We start from the raw sequence: 19,660 nt of genomic DNA, 5'->3' as shown, positions 1-19,660 counted from the left end.
GGAGGCAGGTGCTGCAGTGGTCAGCAATGCTTAGCCCGAGGAAGAAGGGTGGAGAGACTGACATCCTGAGCAAACCGGTATCACCCAGAGCGGGCAGTGTGGTACACTAAAGCAGGTTGACCTGTTCCTGCGAGTCGGGCCTCCGCGACGCGACCTGATCGGAGAATAGAGCATGCAGTCAGTACAGGATCTCGCCGCTGCTGTTCAGCGAGTGATTCGCAACGTTGAGAGTGTGATCGTTGGCAAAGCTGAGGCGGTGACCTTCACCCTGATCGCCGTGATTTGTCGAGGGCACGTCCTGATCGAGGATGTGCCAGGCGTGGGCAAAACCGTTCTCACTAAGTCCATCGCGCGCTCAATCGGTTGCAGCTTCAAGCGCATTCAGTTCACTCCAGATCTTCTGCCTAGTGACATCACCGGTGTCTCAATCTACAACCAGAAGACGGGCAATTTCGAGTTTCGCCCTGGGCCTATCATGGCGCAAATCGTGCTGGCCGACGAAGTGAATCGGGCGACGCCCAAAACGCAGTCAGCTTTGCTGGAAGCGATGGAGGAGTCGCAAGTTACTGTTGATGGCCGCACTTATCCCCTACCTGAGCCGTTCATGGTGATGGCCACTCAGAATCCCATTGAATACGAAGGGACCTTTCCCCTGCCTGAGGCCCAGCTTGACCGTTTCATGATGAATATCAGTCTGGGCTATCCTTCTCCTGCCGACGAGATCAATATTCTGAACAGTCAGCAAGATCACCACCCACTTGAGGATCTACAGCAGATCATGACGGCGGAGGAGCTACTAGAGATACAGAAGCAGGTTCGCTCTATCCACGTCGACCAGTCTATTCGTGAGTACATCGTGGCGATCACTAACGCCACGCGCCATCATGGCAGCATCTATCTGGGAGCCAGCCCTCGTGGCTCGCTGGCCCTCTTCCGTGCTGCTCAAGCGCTAGCGGCCATTCGTGGGCGCAGCTATGTGATTCCAGACGATGTCAAGCTGATGGTCAAGCCAACGCTGGCGCATCGTATCATTGTTACCCCAGCGGCCCGAGTACGCTCGGTCACCTCCTCGTCCATTCTGGACGAGATCCTGCAGACCGTACCGGTTCCGGGGGCTTGGGTCGGAGGAGGAAAGGCGCGCTGAGCTATGCGAAGCTGGCAGACCGTCTTTCTCGTGCTCCTGATAGTGGTGACAGGCTTTCTAGCCATCAGTAGCGGCTGGAAGGCTCTCTATGTAGTCACCTACGTGCTGCTAGCGGTCTTTCTACTCTCGCTCCTATGGGCCTACTCTAGCCTGCGCGGCCTGGTCTTTCATCGGGCGGCTCCGTTTGGACGGGTACAAGTGGGCGATACCTTTGATGAGCGCCTGATGTTAGACAACGTTAGTATCTTCCCCAAGCTCTGGGTGCAGATCGTCGACGGCTCGACGCTGCCCGGCCATCGCGCCGGTTACGTCGCTAGCATGGGCGGTCGTAAGCGGGCGCTCTGGCGTGCCCGTACAGTCTGTCGGCGCCGTGGTCGCTACCAGCTCGGCCCGGTCATCGCGAGCAGTGGCGACCCCTTCGGCCTCTTCCGACGCCACCGTCTGCTCTCACCAGCCTATGAGATTCTCGTCCTGCCGCGTGTGATCCCGTTGACTACCTTTACCTTCTTTACCGGTGGCCTGCCCGGCAAGGGACGCAGCACCCGTCGTGCGCTCCATACGACAACAAACGCCACAACTATTCGGGAGTATGTCAGTGGTGATTCACTTAGCCGCATCCACTGGCCCTCAACGGCGCATTATAATAAATTGATGGTGAAAGAGTTCGATCTTGATCCGGCAATGGATGCCTGGATCTTCCTCGATCTCCATCAGGCGGTACAGGCAGGCGAAGGGGAAGAATCGACAGAAGAATACGGCATCACCATCGCGGCTTCGCTTGCCGTTTACCTGCTACGTCAGGATCTGTCGCTTGGCTTGATTGTCAATGGCGAGCGCCGTGAGTTCCTGGCCCTGGATCGCGGTGACCGCCAGATCGAACGCGTGCTAGAGTTGCTGGCGGTGGTCAGGGCAGGAGCCGGGCCGGACCTCAAAGAGGCGTTGGCGCTGGATGCCTTGCATTTTGGTCGCAATACGGCGGCGATTGTGATTACTCCCTCTACCTCGCGCGACTGGCATGAGGGCCTGAGGCATTTGCGTCGCCGTGGAGTCCAGGTGGCTGTAATTGGGCTAGAGGCCGCGTCTTTTGATGGACGACCTGCGGATGAAGATACGTGGGCCTTGCTGGAAGGGGAGGGTGTCCCTGTGCTGCGCATTAAACGGGGCGACTCGCTAGCGGAAGCTCTCGAACGTGGCCCAAGCGTGCGCTCTCTCCAATGGAGGTCTTGATATGGGCCAGGCCACTGCTGACCGTTTCTCTCGACTATTCTCGCCGTCTGAACCCAGTCCAAAGCGGGCTAATTCGCCCTCTCCCGATAAGCCTGGGCTGAGTTGGTCCTCTCTGAGGGAGCTATTCCGCCTCGAAGAAGGCTACTTCTCGCTGGTGCTGGTGACCGTGGTGGTCTACAGCACCATCTGGTCGGTGCAGGTCGCTGGCTGGGTCGCTCATCTGGAAGTGCTGACCCTGACGACCGCTCTAGGCCTGCTGCTCGGTCTGCTGGCTGTGCGTCAGCGCTGGCTCTCTCCTTGGCTCATTCAGCCTCTGGCTCTGGCGCTTGGCTTGTTCATCGCTTACTGGCAGACCGCGACTGCCGATTTCAATGGCAGTTTCCCATTGCTCTTTGCGGCTCTGCGGGCCTGGGTTGCTATCGCTCTGGCTGGCGGCACCAGTAGCGACGATTCGATCTTTCTCTTCTTGATCACTGCTCTCAGTTTCTGGTTGGCCTATGCCAGCGTCTGGCTGGTCTATCGTACCCGCCTGCCGCTGCTCATGATCCTGCTGAATGGTGCTCTTCTGCTCATTAATCTCAGCAATGTGCCTGTCGGCTACCTCATTTTTCTCTTTGTCTTCCTGTGTGCTTCTCTCCTCCTCTTGCTGCGCTTTTCGCTCTTCGAGTCGATGCGTCGCTGGAAGCGGCTGGGCCTGCGTTGTGCGGATGATCTGGGCTGGGACTTCATGCAAGCCGGCCTGCTGGTTTCGCTGGCAGTGGTCATTCTCTCTTGGATTCTGCCGGGCAGCTATGTCAATGCCGATGCTGCTCAGATCTGGGACCTAGACAGTAATCCCTGGGTCCAGGTCGAGAATGCCTGGAACCGCCTGATCGCTGTCAATGGTGGGGTCATCCCTTCCAATCGCGGCAATTTCACCAATTCGCTGATCCTCGGTGGCAATCCGCACCTGAATAACGATATCGTCTTCCGCGTCACGAGCAGCGAGGGGGGCCAATACATTGCCTCGCTGGCCTACGACACCTACGATGGACGCGGCTGGTCGACGAGTCCTACCTACAGCATTTCTCTGCCGAAGGGCCAACAGATCCCACCCGAGGGCACGCCCGTCCATGTTGTCACGTTGCAGATCACGGTCGTTAATCCCCCGGGCGAGCAGCAGCCCTATCTCTTCACGCCCTGGCAGGTGGGCCAGCTTGATCAGCCCGCGGTGGTCCTTGTGAGCAAGAACACCACCAGTATCGTGGCCGTGCTGCGCAAAGAGGGCAAGCTAGCAGCAGGCGATCGCTATACCGTCCAGGCTTACGTCTCCTCGGCAGACGTCAAGACCCTGGAAGCGGTGCCTTTCCCCTCTGAGGCGCCCAAGCTGCCCTCTAACTACGAAGGACCTCTCCCGACAAATTATTATGATCCTGCCATTCTGCAGACCTATCTACAGCTACCTCCTCATCTCGATCCAAATATTCGCATGTTAGCAGAGCGGGTAACCGCTCATGCTCACACCATGTATGACAAGGCGGTTGCCTTAGAGAACTACTTGCGCAGCTATACCTACTCGGTCGATGTGCAGCTACCTGCGGGCGACGAGCCAGTCTCCTGGCTGCTTTTCCGCAGTGGCCATCGGGCTTTCTGTAACTACTTTGCCACAGCGATGGCAGTGATGGCGCGTGAGCTTGGTATGCCGGCTCGCGTGGTAACAGGCTACGCGCCCGGCGATTACGATGCTGCTACTCACCAGTGGATTGTACGCGGCACTCAGGCCCATGCCTGGACTCAGATCTACTTTGCCGGCTATGGCTGGATCAATTTCGAGCCTTCGCCTGGCTTCCCTACCTTTACACGCCCATCGCCCAATCAGTATAGCTCTTCTGATAGCGGCTCGATCAGCACAGCCGGTCAGGGAAGCTCATCGGGTGCTCGGACGCTGCCTCGGTTGCCACTGCCAAATGACGAGGCTACGGCGACGGGAGGCGGCAGCCAGGAGGGCGGCCTGAGCTGGCAGCAGTCATTGAGCTACTTCGCTTTGAGCGTGGTTTTCGTTCTGGCCTGCCTGCTTATGCTCTTCACCATCTGGTGGCGACGGCTCTTCCGCCACCTGCGTTTGACGGCCCAGATCTATGGGCGTATCTGTCTACTGGCCAGTTGGGCCGGTCTCAGTTTGCAGCGCGCCGAGACGCCAAACGAGTACATCCAGCGTCTCAGTGGCGTGGCTCCCGAACAGGCGCCACTCTTGCAGCGTCTAGGAGATCTCTACGTGCGCGACTTGTGGGCACCACCTGGCAGCCCGGAGCATCCTGCTTCCTCGGGCGAGATGCGGGAGGCCCCCACCCTCTGGCGTCAGGTCGAGCCGCGCCTCTTCCTCTATCTCTTGCGCCATCCCTATGCCCTGAGCAAGATACCGGTGCGCGTTGTTCGCTGGCTCTGGGAGCGGTTACGCCATCTGTGGCGCCGAGATAGCTCCCTTGATCTCCCTCTACCTAGCCCTGTAGAGGATCTCTGATCTGACCTTTACAGGGGGCAGGTCGGGGTCGGGACTACGCCAGGGGCACTTGACCTGCTCTTTCTCTTCCGATAAACTGTACTATGCCACCTTGGGGCTTTGTGAGCCAGGGTGGCATGTGCCCTTTTTAAGCTGATCCTTATGGAGTGATGCGATGATTGATCGTGTTGTGCAGGAACAGGATCGGGAGATGCTAGCTACCATCCGGGAGCAGGCTCTAGAGATTCCCGATGCCTACCCGGTGAAGCTGCAGGTACTCGACCTGGCTCGCCATGTGGTGATCGCCCCGGATGGCAAGCGCTATGTGTTGGCAACTTTCGATGATCGCCGCCTGGGCCGCGGTTTCGTTACCGCCGTCTACCCTCAGCAGAATGGGTATCTCACCCTCTATCGGCTGGTAATCTACGAGCATAGTAGTCATACCCCGCAAGAGGCTATTGAGTGTCATAAAGAGCTTGCCAAGATCATTCAGCAAGGCAAATTGACGCAATTTGTGAAACAGGCGAAGGCCGGGCAGAATGGCCGTTAAGCCCGGTGCTCTGGCTGGGCTGGCCCGGCCTTCGCTCCCCCTGCTATGCTATAGCCGGAGATTGCCTCCAGCGCCCTCTCTTTCTGGCTCATTGACCCCTCGTGATCAGCCCTTGACAAAGCTAGTTCTTCACCGTATACTCGATATAGACCTTTTCGGAAAAGTAGTCATCCTCTCGAAACAGGTGGCCCCGTGCTGCTAGTTCGGGCGGGGCCTTTGCTGTCCCTATCTGACGTTACGCAAAGAAAACACTCGCCGCGTTGAGCGCAAGCCCAGGGAAAGGAGGGAGCAGCGATGAGCAGTGTAATCCGCATCTTCTTGCCTCAGTGGCAGCCATTGAGCAAGGGGGGTGTTCTGCCCTTCGCCACCTCTGCCTTTTCCGACGGCTGCGTTGATCTTCTTGTCCTGTTGCTCACTACTCAGGATGGGGCTAACTCAGGGATCAGTGGGCCCGTTGAGGGTATATCGCCGCCTGTGTTGCGCCTGGCGCCTGATGTGTAAGGCACCGCCAGGTGTGTAAGAGCGACCCTCAACCGTGGGCACTGAGACCGAAACCTTCAGTCCCACGGTTTTTTGTCGCCTTTTTACACCCAAGGCGCTGAACTGATCCGCTGATCTCCGAGTGAGGACGGTCTTGGAGCGGTGAGCTGGAAAGCCTCGAAGGAACTGAGCTGAACAAGCTGCCGTGGCCTGTCATCCCGCTCTGTGCGCTTGCCCAGCTCCTCGCTCGTCTGGCCTCTATCTCCTGCCTGGCTGAATAGTGGAGTGGCCCACTGCTGTCTCTCTCATCCGGCTCGCTCTCCAACTGGTGAGGTCACCTCAGAGCTGAAGTGGCTGCCCCTTTGGACAGATAGGAGACCGGTCGAGTGAACATGGCGACAGGCCTGAGCCAGCGCTATCTTGTCGGTTAGCAGAGCCAGTCGCTCCTTTATGGGAGGCTTCAGCCTGGCTGACAGGTAGGGACAGACAAGAAGACGCTCGCTGGCTATAGAAGCAAAGGAGGTTTTTACTGCATGGCAGTAGAACGCCCGCTACCAACCATAGCAACTCCACTCGTTGTCGATCAGCAGGAGCAGGATGCTGTTGTTGTTGAAGAGGTAACCAAGGTTTTTAAGCAATCAGGGGCATGGCTGCCCTGGCGCAGAGGCCGCAAGGAGCGCGTTGTACGCGCGGTGGACCGCGTGAGCCTGCGGGTGAAGCGCCGTGAAATCATTGGCGTGCTCGGCTCTAACGGTTCAGGTAAGTCAACGCTGATCCGTATTCTCTCTACGCTGCTCATTCCCGATAGCGGGCGGGTTCGTATCTTTGGCTACGACGTTGTGCGTGACGAAGCCGTTGTCCGTCGCCTGATTAACCGTGTAAGTGTCGAGGCTTCTTTCTTCAAGAAGCTCTCGCCGATGGAAAACCTGATCTATGCAGCGCGTCTCTACAACCTGCCCGGGCGGGAAGCTCGGGAGCGCATTGAGAGCATTCTCGGACGCCTGGGGATCAGTGCCGCACGCCTTAAGCAGCCGCTGGAAGACATGTCCCGCGGTATGCAGCAGAAGGTTGCTATTGCGCGCGCCTTCCTGACCGCTCCTGTGCTGCTGCTCTTGGATGAGCCGACAACCGGTCTCGATCCTCGTTCGAAGCTTGACGTCCAGACCTTTATCCGTGAGCTGCGCGAGGTCCACGATGCGACGATTATTCTGACGACACACGATCTGGAGGAAGCTGAGGCCCTCTGTGACCGCATCGCCATTATCGATCAGGGACGAATTGTGGCCCTTGGAACGGTTGCCGAACTGAAACAAGAAGTGGTGCGGCAACTGGGATTATCGAGTTCGGCCAGCATGCATCAGGTCTTTATGCACTTTACAGCGGCTCATCACATCACAGAGGAGGACATCCACCGCTACGGCAGTTGGGAGAAAGCTTTTGAGGCTTTCGAGGCTATGCGTGAAGAAGAGGAGTAAAAAGATATTATGCTATTAACAGCTTTGATTCATCGCGGACGTGCAACCTACGCTTTCTTTGAGCGCAACTGGAACCTGACCAAACGCTATTGGGCTTGGGAAATTGTCTGGTTGCTCTACAACATCGTCAATGCCCTCAGCGTGACTTTCATCGGGGCCGCTGCAGAGCAGATTACTGGAGCGAAGGTCAAATTTGATACCAACTCCCTGCTATTGGTGCTAGTAATCGGGACCTCGGTCTGGTCCTATCTGAGCGTAACCTTCGATGGAGTCACTGACATTATCAATATGGAGCGGTGGGAAGGAACTATCGAATACACCTTCATGGCTCCGATCTCACGTTTCACCCATATGGTCGGGAGCTGCCTCTATGCCGTAGCTCATGGCCTGCTCTTTACGTTCATCCAGCTGCTAGTTATTGCAGCATTTTTCCATATCGATCTAAGTCATGCTAACTACTTATCAGCGATCTTCCTGCTCATGCTAGGAAGTATATCTTTTATCGGATTTGGCATTGGAGCTGCCATTTTGCCTCTTCTGTATACCGAGAAAGGTATGCAGATGTCATTTATCGTCAAAGCCGTGCTACTGCTAGTATCGGGGGTCTATTATCCCATCTCAGTGCTGCCGGGCTGGATGCAGCCGCTGGCGCATATTTCGCCAGCTACCTATGTACTGGAGGGACTGCGCGAAGCAGTGATGCAAGGCCGGCCTCTCTGGTCTCCTGAGATCTGGAGTTGCACCTGGCCCCTGATTCTCACGGGCCTGATCAGTGTGCCGGCCAGTGTCTACGCTTTCAGCCTGGCTGAGCGCTATGCTAAACGAGCGGGGAAGCTGAAAAGAAATGGCTAAGGCCCAGGCTCTGGCTGCTCCTGTCCGGGACCGTCACGCCGTGGGCAGCGAGCTAGCTGGGGCTGGGCCATCACTGCCGGGGCTTCCCTCCCCGAAGGAGGTCGGCGAATGGCTGTTTACTTGCGCGATCTTGTGGCGCGTGCGCCGGCGGCGACCGATCTGGCGGCTGTCGAGGCGCTGTTTGCTGCCTGTGCGCAGATCGAAGGGGAGCGGGAAGGACATCAAGAAGATGAGGATCTGAGAGCCTGTTGGCAACGGGCTGATTTTCACTTGAGCAGCGATGCGTGGTTGATTCTTACGCGCCGGGGAGAAGTCATTGGCTATGGCGCGGTGTGGTCCATGACGGACGGAACGCTTGAAGGAGCCAGAGGGAGGGCATTGGCCTTCTGCGTGCGCGTCCATCCTGCCTATCGAGAGCGAGGCATCGGGACGCTGCTGTTGCGCCTGGCAGAGCAGCGCGCCCGTACCTTAGCAGAGAAGGCGGGAGCCGCAAGAGGTGACGACATTTGGCTCACGACAACGGTAGCTTATAGTAATCATGCTGCACGGGCTTTATTGGAGCGTGAGGGGTATCAGTTAAGGAGGAGTTTTTGGCAGATTGTCATTGATGGTCAGGCCTCGGCTGCTTGGCCTGAGCGAGGACGTTTGACTCTGAAACTAGAGCTGGAGGACGAGAGAGACCTGATCCCTGCTTATAAAAGCCCGGCGCGCCTGTTAGAGCCTACGGGCAGAACAACAGCGCGCCACTACTGCTGCTATGAGAAGTTGCTCCTGCCTGGGCCGCACGAAGGTGCGTTAGAGACAACGGAGCGCAACAAGATCGAGGGCTGCCAGTGAGCTACAAGTGGCAGGTCAGTTTCTCTCCCCCTGCTCGTCTATGGCTGCTCATAGAGGGCGGGCGGGTTTGCAACTGGCCTGCTTGATTTTCGGGAGGCTGTGGGCACCGCGTTACTTTCTTTCTGCCTCTCCCGTCCTGATGATAGAGAGCTGTTCGGGGGAACAAATTTATCAGCGAGAGAGAGGATTGTCATTAATGCCACTGCTGGTTCTTTCCCTAAGCAGTGCTTCCGAGGGTCAAGGATTGCGTCTATTGTTGCTTGTACTACTCGTTGTTGCGGTCATTCTGTTGATCAGTGGGGGGGTCATTGCCGTCTGGACCTTACGCAGTTACCACAAAGCGACGGTCGTTGGACCCTACGACTCCGCAGGTGGAGGCAATGGCCAAACACCTCGCTTCGAAGGCTTTTGATCAGTGCAGAGTAGGCCAGCTAAGCACGGGTATAGACAAGCGACCTTAAGCTCGGCCCTGGCAAGGCGAGCGGACGCAGCGCTGAGACGATAGAGCTAGTCGAGAGTAGGCAGGTAGGTTGGCTGGAAATTAGGGTGCAATATGGTGCGGCGATCAGCTATTCCGCTGATTGTGGGGACCTTCCTCTTGCGTATCAATACGGGGGCTGGGGGCATTGTCCTGGGACTGTTCCTTGCCCGCCTTGCTATCCACGCAGGTCATCACATCACTGCCATTCAAGTGGGCCTGCTGGCCGTCGTCTACTATGCGACCGAACTGACACTTGCTCCTTTTATGGGAGCCTTAAGCGACCGTTGGGGTCGGCGCCTCTTTATGGTGCTTGGCCCGCTGCTGGGTGTGCTGGTGATGCTCCTGGTGCCACTGACGGCAGCGGTCTCGCCCTTGCCTTTCTTGCTAACCTTGCAGATGCTTTCAGGATTGGCTACCGCTATGATCACGCCGGCGGTTCTGGGATATCTGGCCGACTTGACCAGGCGAAATGAGCAGGGGCGCATGCGGGTCATGGGCTTCTACGAGCTGGCGACCAGTGGAGGGATTGCAGCAGGAGTCGTAGTCGGGGGCTTTGCATGGGATCGTTTTGGCCCCGGAGCCTTCGCCCTCTTGGCCTTCTTCTATGCCCTGGTCACACTCTGTATGTTTCTGGCGCCGCGGGTGGCCCAGGTCACTGAGGCTGGTGGCCCGGCCTTACTCGTCCGACGCTATCTGTCGATTCTGCATAAACCGCGTCTCTTTATCTTCATACCCGCCTGGATCTGTATCAGTGCCCTTTTGGGCATCTGGGTCAGCTCACAATTGCCTTTCCTGCTCTCCCGTCCTGGCCGCATGGGTGATCAGCTCCTAATGGGGATCATGAGTGGACCCGGTGGCGGTGGCCGGCTCAGCCTTGTCCTGGGAAGCTATGTGCTCTTCTTCGGCCTCTCGCTGCTCTTCTGGGCCTGTTTTCTGGCCCACTTGCCTCGCCTGGTCATGATGCTCACCTCTGTGGCTGGGCTCTATGTCGGCGTGTTGGCTCTGTGGGGCATGAATCACCGTCTCGGCGGCGATCTTGCTCCGGGCGTCTGGATTCCTGTCTTGCTGCTAGGTATCTTCGCTGAAAGCAGCTTTGCCCCTTCTGCTCTTGCCTATCTGGCTGACCTCACTGAAGAGAGCGCAATGGACCGTGGCCTGCTGATGGGCCTCTATTCGGTCTTTCTTGGCTTGGGTCAGTTACTTGGCAACGGCCTGGCTGGCCTCTTCGCTCATCGTCTCGGCTTTGATGGCCTGATTTGCCTGACAGCTATCCTCGGGCTTATTGCGCTGCTCTCGCTCCTTTCGCTACTCCGTCTTGAGCAGCACTATGTGACCAAGGCCAAGGAGACTGAAGATGCCTCGGTCCCTGAGCGTTCGCACATCGCCTCTTTCTAGCTAGCGTGAGGGCTTACTTTCCTCTGGTGGGAAGATATAGAAGGTACTCAAGGCCCGTGCCACTGCGCGCTGTTCGTTTTCATCCTCACCCAGATGATAGACAGTAGCCTCCAGCACAGCAGTAGTTCGGCCCTGATGAATGATGGCGGCCTCCGCCAAGAGCTGGCCGCCGCGCACGGCACGCAAATAATTGATCTTGGCCTCAATCGTCCCAGTCCGTGTCCCTGGCGGGTACGAGGCCAGCAAGGCCATCGCCATAGCGGTGTCAGCGAGGGAGAAGATCACGCCGCCATGCACCAAACCTTGAGGGTGCATGAGCCGTTCATCGACCTTTAAGCGAACCCGTCCTCGCCCTGGCTCTGCCTCCTCTACCCGCATACCCAGAAGCTGACCGAAGCCTGAGCGCTGGTTCACCTGTTGAACAAATTGAAACATGTGTCCTTGTTGATGTTCTTGATCCATTCTTACCTAATCCTCTGCTCAGCAATGACGTGCATAAGGCAATGGAAGGGTTGCTCCAAATGATCATTTCTCGCTGGAACTGCGGCGGCTAAGGGCCTGCTTAGCGACGGCGCAGAGCACGCTCCATCTCGCGGCGGGCGTCGCGCTCAGCAATGGCGGCTCGCTTATCGTAGAGCTTGCGTCCGCGGCAGAGACCTAGCTCAATCTTGGCAAGGCCTCCTTTGAGATAGAGCTTTAGGGGAATCAGCGTCATGCCCTTCTGGCTGACTTTGCCGAGAAGCTGGTTGATCTCACGGCGGTGCAACAGCAACTTGCGAGGGCGCAGCGGTTCATGGTTGTGAACATTCCCATGCTCGTAGGGTGCAATATGCATATTTTCCAGCCACAGCTCGCCATTCCTGCCAATGGCATAGGCCCCGCGCAGATTCACTCTGCCAGCGCGAATCGACTTAATCTCGGTTCCTGCCAGGGCGAGGCCTGCTTCTAGCGTGCGCTCCACATCGTAGTCATGGTAAGCCTGACGATTGACGCTAATCACCTGAATCGGCTTCTCGTTCCCCTGCGTCGGCTTTTTTGTGGTTGCCTGCTTTGCCAACTGCTTTGTCATGGGACCTCCTCCGGATGCCAGCTCCTCTTGACACGCAGACAAAAGCTGTCTACTAGTATAACAGCAACAGTCTTCGAAAACCTTCGCAGCGACTTCCGCGTGGAGAGAAACGCGGAATATGGGGACAAGCGGCTTGTCGGCTCGGTAGCTCCGGCTGAGCCGCCGGAGCTGGCAGCGCAGCCAGTCTGCCAGGCGTAGCCCCCAGGTGAGGAAGAGTATACATGCAGAAACCGAGAAGGTCAATTTTTTATGCGCTGGGCTGGGTGACCGTTCGGGCGCGCTGGCTCATGCTCCTGTGCTGGCTGCTGTTGGTTCTGATCGCCTTGCCCTTTGCGCCACGGGCCAGCCAGGTCTTGCAATCGGGGGGATTGCTTAGCCCGGATGCTGAGTCACAGCGAGCAATTGATCTCCTCACCACCAAGCTCCATCTCAATCCGACGGTTGTCCAGGTAATTTTCATCAGCCAGCGCTATCGTGTGGACAGTCCCCAATTTGTCCAACAGATGCAGCAAGCGCTTGCCGAAGTGCGCACTTGGTCTGAAGTAGCCAGCGTCGTCACCTATCTGGACAACCCGCGTCAGATCTCACTTGACCGTCACGGGGCTTATGCCAACGTCATGCTCAAAAGCGACCCGGATGCTGCGCCGCACCTCTTGCCGGAGCTAGAACGGCGGCTGAAGGCGCAGCCGGACCTGGAGATTCACGTCGGCGGTAGCCCTGTCTTCTATGAGGATATTCAGTTCGTCAGTGAGCGCGATCTGCGCCGAGCCGAGGTGTTGGCGTTTCCCTTCGCCCTCGTGGCCCTCCTGCTTGTCTTCCGCTCAGTGGTTGCGGCCCTCTTACCTACTATGATCGGCGGAGCTGCGGTCGTTGTCGCTCTCGCCATTATCTTTGGCCTGGGGCATCTCACACCACTCTCGATCTTTGTCTTAAACATCACCACCCTTTTTGGCCTTGGGCTGGGCGTGGACTACTCCCTCTTCATGGTCAGTCGCTTTCGCGAGGAGCTGGCGCGTGGTCGGCTGCCAAACGAGGCGGTGGCCATTACCGTGGCCACCGCTGGGCGAGCGGTCACTTTCTCTGGTTTCACTGTCTCGATCGGCCTCTTCGGCCTAACCTTCTTCCGTATCAACATGCTCCGCTCCGTTGGTCTGGGGGGCATGCTCGTCGTCGCCCTCTGTGTCATTGCCGCTCTGACTCTCTTGCCGGCCATGCTCGCCATCCTGGGAACACGCATTAATGCCTTACCTGTGCGTCTTTCCTGGCTCTGGCGCTGGTGGCCTCGTCGCTCCCATGCTCAGCCCCATGAGAAAGCAGGGGAGGAAGAAGTTGCGGTTGCTGGGGCACGTAGTGCCCTTATTCAGCCGCATGAGGGCTTTTGGTATCGGCTGTCTCACCTGGTCATGCGCTATCCTCTGCGCTTCTTCTTCCCTGTACTCTTCCTGCTTGTAGCCTTGGGACTGCCCTTCCTGGCGGTGCGCTTCTCCGCCCCTGGGGCTTCGATTCTACCTCAGGATGTCCCTTCGCGGGCCTCCTATGACCTCTTGACTTCGCGCTTCAACGCCCGTGAGACCACCCCCATCCTGCTAGCGGTAGAGATGCCGGGAGACGTCCTGACCCCCAATAACATCGCGCTGCTCTATCGCTACGTGCAGCGACTAGAAGCCGATCCGCGCGTGGCCCGTGTGGACAGCATCGTCAGTGCTGATCCACGCCTGACCTTGCAGCAATATGAGCTGCTCTACACTCATCCGCAGCTAATCGCTGATCCCTACCTGGGGGGCCTGCTGAGGTCCTCGGTGGCAGGCAACCTGGCATTAGTCACCGTGATCAGCAAATATGACATGCTCTCCGAGCAAGCGGAAGAGCTAGTCCTGACGATTCGCAATACGCCGCCAGGGCCGGGCATGCATGTATTGGTCGCCGGCGGCAGCGCCAGCAATATCGACTACGTTGAGGCGCTCTACAGCGATTTTCCCAAAGCTGTCCTCATTGTTGCCTTGATTACCTATGTGGTGCTTTTGCTCCTCTTCCGCTCTGTTGTGCTGCCGCTCAAAGCCATTCTCATGAATACGCTCTCCATCCTGGCCAGCTACGGGGCACTGGTTGTCATCTTTCAGGAAGGTTTCCTACATCAGCTTCTCGGCTTCACTCCCTTGGGCTTTGTCGAGGCCTCTAGTCCGATCTTGCTCTTCTGCTCCCTCTTTGGTCTCTCAATGGACTACGAGGTCTTTCTCCTCTCGCGTGTCCAAGAAGCCTACTGGGAAAGCGGCGACAACACCCAGGCGGTAGCGCTGGGCCTCCAACGCAGTGGCGGTATCATCACCAGTGCTGCCGTCATCGTGGTCGTAGTGAGCGCATGTTTTGCCACCGCTGACATGATCCTTGTCAAAGCGCTGGGTCTGGGCATGGCGCTGGCGGTCATCAGCGATGCCACACTCGTACGCGGACTACTGGTGCCGGCGACCATGCGGCTGCTAGGCAATCTCAATTGGTGGCTACCCTTTGCGGGAGTCCAGCGGCGACCTACCCTGCTGACTGAAAGCGGTCAGGGCCTGAGCGAGGGCGCGGGGACCCAGAGTGCTGACAGCCTGGCCAGCGGAGGAACCTATCAAGGCAGCGGCGATCAACCTGCTAAGCCGCGGCAAGGAGGAACGCGATGAGCACCTTGAAGGAGCATTACCAGAGGCTCAAAAGATCTCCCGCACTCTGGCTGGCGCTGCTGGTGGCACTAGGTAGCTTGAGCGCCTGTGCTTTCCCTGGCATACCAGCCACTTCAGCCCAACTGCCCATTGTTCCCGCTGCTCCTCAGGCCACTTCCTTGCCTCCCCTTCGTCTGCCGCAGGACGAAGCACCGCACAAGGACCTGACCGAGTGGTGGTATTATACGGGCCACCTTCAGGCCCGTAGCTCCAATGGGCGCCTTCTGCGCTACGGCTTCGAACTCGTCTTTTTCCAGGTCCTACGTAGTGACTTGCCGCCTGTCTACGCAGCGCACTTCGCCATCAGCGACCTCAACCGTGGCCAGTTTCATTTTGCCCAGCAACGTCTCCTGCAGTTAGAGGCCTCATCTGGCCCTGCCAACGCTCAGGGAGGCTTTCATCTTCAAGTCGGGCCCTGGCGCATGCAGGGCTATAATGGTCATGACCAGCTTGCGGCTGTGATGCCAGACTATGGCTTGCAGCTCCAGCTAGAGGCGCTGAAACCTGCAGTGCTCCACAATGGGAATGGCCTTATCACCTATGGCCTGGCGGGCTTCTCTTACTACTACTCGCGCACTCGCCTGGCTGTCAGCGGCCTACTTACTGATCATGGACAGATGCTGGCCGTTAGCGGTCTAGCCTGGATGGATCACCAATGGGGCAACTTCCTCACCTTAGCTGGCGGTGGCTGGGACTGGTTTAGTTTACAGCTCAGTGATAATAGTGAGCTGATGCTCTACCTGATCCGCGATGCTAGCGGGCGGGTCATCTCTACATATGTTGGCCTCATCGATCCCACAGGTCGGGACCATCTCTTGCCAGCTAGCAGCCTGCATGTCCAGGCCCTTGGTAGCTGGCTGAGTCCAGTCACCCATGCTCGTTACCCATCAGGCTGGCAGGTTACCATCCATGACGCACGTATCTCTCTCCGACTGACGCTGCAGCCTGAGCTGAAAGATCAAGAGCTGGTCACTTACCAGTCAACCGGCAACGCCTACTGGGAGGGCGCCGTGAGCATCCAGGGCCAAAGCATGGGTGACAGCGTAAGCGGTCAAGGCTATGTTGAACTGACCGGCTATGCTGCTGCGTAATCCCTCAAAGAGGAGATAGCAGGATGGTGATGGCCAAGTCACGGGAACGAACGCCTGTACTCTTGCCGCCGGGTGGCGGATGGAGTAGACTTCTGCGGGGGAGCGCAACAAGGCCAGACAGACCGATCCTGGCAGACCCCTCGCTTGGCTTGTGGGCGGCTCTGGTAGTACCTTCGGGCCAGAGCAAGCCATATCTCAAGCTTACCAAAAGCAGAGCAAGGCGATCAATGCTGACCAATTTGCCGACTACTGGGAGTGTCCTTTTGTGTTATACTGCTGATGATTGTGTAGAAAAAAAACTCCAGGCTGACTGTTTGAGAGGTGGTAGCCCGGTTCATTGTTGGGGGGAACAATGAGAGCAGGGACGCGCGTCTCCACGCTAGATGAATCTGCTATCGTCGAGCGTGTGTTTCGCCTTATTTCGAGTGTACGCGGCTCGAAACCCGACTATACCAGGCTTGCAGCAGAGCTGGCGCCAACCATCCCATTTGACATTTTTGGTGTAGTCCTCCTGCGGCATGATCGACAGGCTGTACGAGTCACGGTCTGCTGGCGAGAGGAGGGCAATGCCTGGCAAGCCCACTACCATCAGCATCCGCTCTCAGAATCGCGCGCGGAGCAGGTGCTGAGACACCCTGTTATGCTCATTGAGAACTATCCGCAGGGGGCAGATGGCCCACCGGCGAAGGTAGGTGATGCTCTCAGTGGCCATCCGCAACTGCGCTCGGCGGCCATTGTTCCCCTGGCCGTCGAAGATCGTGTACTGGGCACCCTGGAGCTGGGCAGTTGCAAGCTGGGCACCTATGATGATCCCTCATTGCGTCGCCTGTTAGAAGCAGTAGGGCGCGTCCTAGCGGCGGCTATCGAAGGGGTCCAGGTGGGGGGCAGCGCCCAAATTCAGGACCGCCAACGGGAGGCGCTCAAAGCTGTCTCCAACGCTCTGGCCTCCACGATGGACCTGCCCACAATCTTTCAGCGGATCGTCAGCGGCATCGCTGAAGCACTACGCGTCTGGTCTGCGATTGTGACCATTGATCGCCCGCGGGAATGCCTTCGTCTGGAGGCTCAAGCTGGTCTAGAGGCCGACACCCTCGCGCGTATCATTGAGAATGGGCAGCCCCTGAGCGAGCGCTGTATCATTGGCTTTAGTCTGCTTCACCGCCAGCCACAATTTTCCAATGATATTGGCAGCGACTCGCGTTTTCCTGCTAGCCAGCCCCTCTATAGCCAGCTCAAGATTCGCTCTATCTTTGTCCACCCGCTGGTCACCGACTCCACTGTCTACGGCGCCTTACTGCTCTGCTCTGAGGAGCCGGGCGGTTTTACACCGCTCAAAGTAGACATCCTCTCGCTTTTTGCCAGCCAGGCCACCATTGCTATTCACAATGGTATGCTGCTCGAAGCCGTTCGGCGGCAGCAGCGCTTTCGGGAAACGATAGCGCGCCTTGAAGCGATTCAGAGGCGGCGGACTGACGAAGAAGAGGAGCGCTTGCTTGCGCAGGTGCGCAGCGAATTCGAGCGCACCTTTGGCATCAGCTTTATCAGCCTGCTACGCTTCATTGCTGACTACCTGTTGACCTATCCTGAGCAGGAACTGCAGGCTTTGATGCACACGCTATGTCAGCGGAGCCAGGCAGGAGTGAGCGTTTCCCAGGAGCTGCTTCATGAACAGCTAACAGAGGTAGTGCCCTCGCGGAATCCCAATGCAGTCCTGCTTACGCGCAGCGCAGAAGAAGCGCTTGAACGTGCTAGCATTCTGAGTGAGTTGAGCCGCCTCGTGCAGCTTCACGAGCGCCTGCCGGGCCATCTCACCGATGCCTGGTTCGCTGTTGATCTCAGCGGGCGCTGTATCTATATGAATCCCGCAGCCGAGAGCCTCTGTGGTGTTCGTCTGCAAGCAGGAGACAGTCGGAGGCTCGAAGAGGTCTTCTCGACTCTGCTCGCGCTTGCGCGCAATCGTGAGCAGCTAGAGCAGTACCTGAGCCAATTGACCCAGGAGCAGGCACGAGCCTGGGAGCTACGCTGTGCCTTTGCCAGCGAGCCACCTTGCGAGGAAGGAGCGAATAGAGCGGCAGAGAGCGCTAAGGGCGAGCACCATGAGCGCCGAGGTGGGGCCGCTGCCAATCCAGACAATACGAACCTTGATCGCTACTATCTCTTCACGCGCCATCCGGTCATGGATCAGCAAGGCCAACTTAAGGCTTACGCGCTCCAGGCACATGACATCACCGAACAGGTGCGTGATGAAAAGAACAAACAGGCACTGCTCTCCTCGGTCTCGCACGACTTGCGTACGCCTCTCACCTCCATCAAAGCCGCCATTACCGGACTGTTAGAACCAGACATTGTCTGGGATGAAGAGACCCTCCGTGAGATACTGCGTGAGGTTGATGCCGAGACCGATCACCTCACCGTGCTGATCAATGCCCTTATTGAGATGTCGCGTATTGAAATGGGGGCCCTTACCCTGGAAAAAGAATGGTGCGACATGGGCGAACTGCTCAACAGTGCCCTTCTACGCTTAGAGCGCAGCGTCGGAAGAAAGCACAACATTCGCCTCTGCCTGCAGCCACCTTTGCCGTTGCTTGCCCACGTTGACTACGCGCAGATGGAACGTGTCTTTTACAATCTGCTGGAGAACGCTCTGCGTCATAACGGACCGAACGAGGAGATTATTGTCGAACTGGAAATTGTTGACGGGATACTGCGCGGTCGCATTCTTGATCGTGGCTATCGATTGCCAGAGGGCGAGCGAGAGCGAATCTTTAAAGCCTTTTATAGCGTTGATCCCCAGGGCAATGGTCTCAGTCTGGCCATTTGCCGAGGCATCATCGAGGCCCATAGAGGACGGATCTGGATAGAATCGGCTCCCGAAGGCGGAGCGAACTTTGCCTTCACCCTACCCGTCTGCTCCTGTGGCCCTGGTCCCGGCTCGGTCCAAAGCCTGCCTTCGCCAGCTGCACGGTGGTCGGAGGAATAGTCATGAGATCCCGAGGCAAGCGCATTTTAGTTGTCGATGACGAACTCTCGATTCAGCGTACTTTGCGCAGAAATCTGCTCATGAGCGGCTATGAAGTGCTGGTAGCTGACAACGGAGAGGAAGCGCTCAGGGCGGTGAACCAGCACGAGCCTGACCTTATCTTGCTCGACCTCTGCCTGCCTGGAAGCATCGACGGGCTAGAGGTCTGTGAGCAAGTCCGCCGTCAGAGTCAGGTGCCCATCATCGTCCTCTCAGCGAGGACCGAAGAGAAACAGAAAGTCCGAGCCCTCGACCTGGGAGCGGATGATTATCTGACCAAACCCTTTAGCAGCGCCGAACTCTTAGCGCGTGTGCGGGCCTGCTTACGACGCGCCGCCAATGGTGGAAGTGGCAAACCTCAAGAGGAGCAAGCCCAGGTACTGCGTAGCAGTGATGGCTATCTCATCATGGATGTCGAGCGCCGTTATGTACGGGCGGGCGATCGCGAGGTACGGCTCACCCCCACCGAATTTGAACTACTGCGACAACTCATGCTGCACGCTGGCAAAGTCTTGACGCATCGGACCTTGCTGCGGGCAGTTTGGGGACCTGAATACGGCGAGGAAGCAGACTATCTGCGCGTTTATGTGCGGCAGCTACGCCGCAAAGTCGAGCAAGAGCCGTCCCGCCCGCGCTATATCCTCACTGAGCCTGGCGTCGGCTATGTTTTCCAGGCCGAGGGTCGGCGCGATCAATAGCCGACTGCTTCCGTGCTGGCGAGCAAGGTGACCCTGATGAAGGAGTATTTTAATGAGATTTTAATGCTAGCAAGACCGTTCTTTATGGCGAATTGAGCCGGCTTGCTGTACACTGTTATACGGAAGATTGGGAGTTCTTTACTATATTACCGGTATTTCTT

16 protein-coding genes are annotated in these 19,660 nt (G+C 57.6%); 14 read left to right on the top strand and 2 right to left on the bottom strand.

The genetic code is table 11. The features are described from left to right. Nucleotides 1-172 precede the first annotated feature (172 nt). From IRZ24_RS05580 to IRZ24_RS05535, 10 genes are all read left to right on the top strand, one after another. Nucleotides 173-1,144: a MoxR family ATPase gene (locus IRZ24_RS05580; RefSeq protein WP_297161024.1), complete on the top strand. Its 972-nt coding sequence runs from the start codon at nt 173-175 to the stop codon at nt 1,142-1,144. A gap of 3 nt (nt 1,145-1,147) precedes the next feature. Further along, nucleotides 1,148-2,371 carry a DUF58 domain-containing protein gene (locus IRZ24_RS05575; RefSeq protein ID WP_297161023.1) on the top strand — a complete coding sequence of 408 codons (1,224 nt, stop codon included), beginning with the start codon at nt 1,148-1,150 and terminating at the stop codon, nt 2,369-2,371. A 1-nt stretch (nt 2,372) separates the two neighbouring features. After that, nucleotides 2,373-4,871 (top strand): transglutaminaseTgpA domain-containing protein, encoded by a 2,499-nt coding sequence (locus IRZ24_RS05570; protein WP_297161022.1) that lies wholly within the window; start codon nt 2,373-2,375, stop codon nt 4,869-4,871. A gap of 154 nt (nt 4,872-5,025) precedes the next feature. After that, nucleotides 5,026-5,400 carry a hypothetical protein gene (locus IRZ24_RS05565; RefSeq protein WP_297161021.1) on the top strand — a complete coding sequence of 125 codons (375 nt, stop codon included), beginning with the start codon at nt 5,026-5,028 and terminating at the stop codon, nt 5,398-5,400. A 294-nt stretch (nt 5,401-5,694) separates the two neighbouring features. Continuing rightward, complete coding sequence (locus IRZ24_RS05560; protein ID WP_297161020.1) at nt 5,695-5,901, top strand: hypothetical protein; 207 nt, start codon at nt 5,695-5,697, stop codon at nt 5,899-5,901. A 512-nt stretch (nt 5,902-6,413) separates the two neighbouring features. Further along, nucleotides 6,414-7,355 (top strand): ABC transporter ATP-binding protein, encoded by a 942-nt coding sequence (locus IRZ24_RS05555; RefSeq protein WP_297161019.1) that lies wholly within the window; start codon nt 6,414-6,416, stop codon nt 7,353-7,355. Nucleotides 7,356-7,364: 9 nt separating this feature from the next. Next, nucleotides 7,365-8,207, top strand: a complete 843-nt coding sequence (locus IRZ24_RS05550; protein ID WP_297161018.1) for an ABC transporter permease — start codon at nt 7,365-7,367, stop codon at nt 8,205-8,207. Nucleotides 8,208-8,315: 108 nt separating this feature from the next. Next, complete coding sequence (locus IRZ24_RS05545) at nt 8,316-9,044, top strand: GNAT family N-acetyltransferase (RefSeq protein ID WP_297161016.1); 729 nt, start codon at nt 8,316-8,318, stop codon at nt 9,042-9,044. Nucleotides 9,045-9,240: 196 nt separating this feature from the next. After that, nucleotides 9,241-9,456 (top strand): hypothetical protein, encoded by a 216-nt coding sequence (locus IRZ24_RS05540; RefSeq protein ID WP_297161014.1) that lies wholly within the window; start codon nt 9,241-9,243, stop codon nt 9,454-9,456. Nucleotides 9,457-9,597: 141 nt separating this feature from the next. Next, complete coding sequence (locus IRZ24_RS05535; protein ID WP_297161012.1) at nt 9,598-10,920, top strand: MFS transporter; 1,323 nt, start codon at nt 9,598-9,600, stop codon at nt 10,918-10,920. Here IRZ24_RS05535 and IRZ24_RS05530 read toward each other — a convergent pair whose 3' ends face one another. Next, a complete protein-coding gene (locus tag IRZ24_RS05530; RefSeq protein ID WP_297161010.1) occupies nt 10,921-11,382 on the bottom strand; it encodes a PaaI family thioesterase in 462 nt (153 codons plus the stop codon). A 100-nt stretch (nt 11,383-11,482) separates the two neighbouring features. Beyond that, nucleotides 11,483-11,989 carry an SsrA-binding protein SmpB gene (smpB, locus tag IRZ24_RS05525; protein WP_297161008.1) on the bottom strand — a complete coding sequence of 169 codons (507 nt, stop codon included), beginning with the start codon at nt 11,987-11,989 and terminating at the stop codon, nt 11,483-11,485. A gap of 221 nt (nt 11,990-12,210) precedes the next feature. Between smpB and IRZ24_RS05520 the strand changes: the two genes are divergently transcribed. The 4 genes from IRZ24_RS05520 (at nt 12,211) to IRZ24_RS05505 (ending at nt 19,499) form a co-directional block, all read left to right on the top strand. Next, nucleotides 12,211-14,652, top strand: a complete 2,442-nt coding sequence (locus IRZ24_RS05520; RefSeq protein ID WP_297161006.1) for an MMPL family transporter — start codon at nt 12,211-12,213, stop codon at nt 14,650-14,652. Then, nucleotides 14,649-15,782: a lipocalin family protein gene (locus tag IRZ24_RS05515; RefSeq protein WP_297161004.1), complete on the top strand. Its 1,134-nt coding sequence runs from the start codon at nt 14,649-14,651 to the stop codon at nt 15,780-15,782. Before IRZ24_RS05520 ends, IRZ24_RS05515 begins: the two co-directional genes overlap by 4 nt. A 352-nt stretch (nt 15,783-16,134) precedes the next feature. Beyond that, the gene (locus tag IRZ24_RS05510; protein ID WP_297161002.1) at nt 16,135-18,762 is read left to right on the top strand and encodes a GAF domain-containing protein; all 2,628 of its coding nucleotides are present in this window, start codon (nt 16,135-16,137) and stop codon (nt 18,760-18,762) included. Nucleotides 18,763-18,764: 2 nt separating this feature from the next. After that, nucleotides 18,765-19,499, top strand: a complete 735-nt coding sequence (locus tag IRZ24_RS05505; RefSeq protein ID WP_297161000.1) for a response regulator transcription factor — start codon at nt 18,765-18,767, stop codon at nt 19,497-19,499. The last annotated feature ends 161 nt before the right edge of the window (nt 19,500-19,660 follow it).

The organism is Thermogemmatispora sp. (assembly GCF_019683755.1).
Classification (GTDB): domain Bacteria; phylum Chloroflexota; class Ktedonobacteria; order Ktedonobacterales; family Ktedonobacteraceae; genus Thermogemmatispora.
The sequence above is the reverse complement of the archived record's forward strand: the minus strand, read 5'-3'. Positions and strand labels throughout refer to the sequence as shown.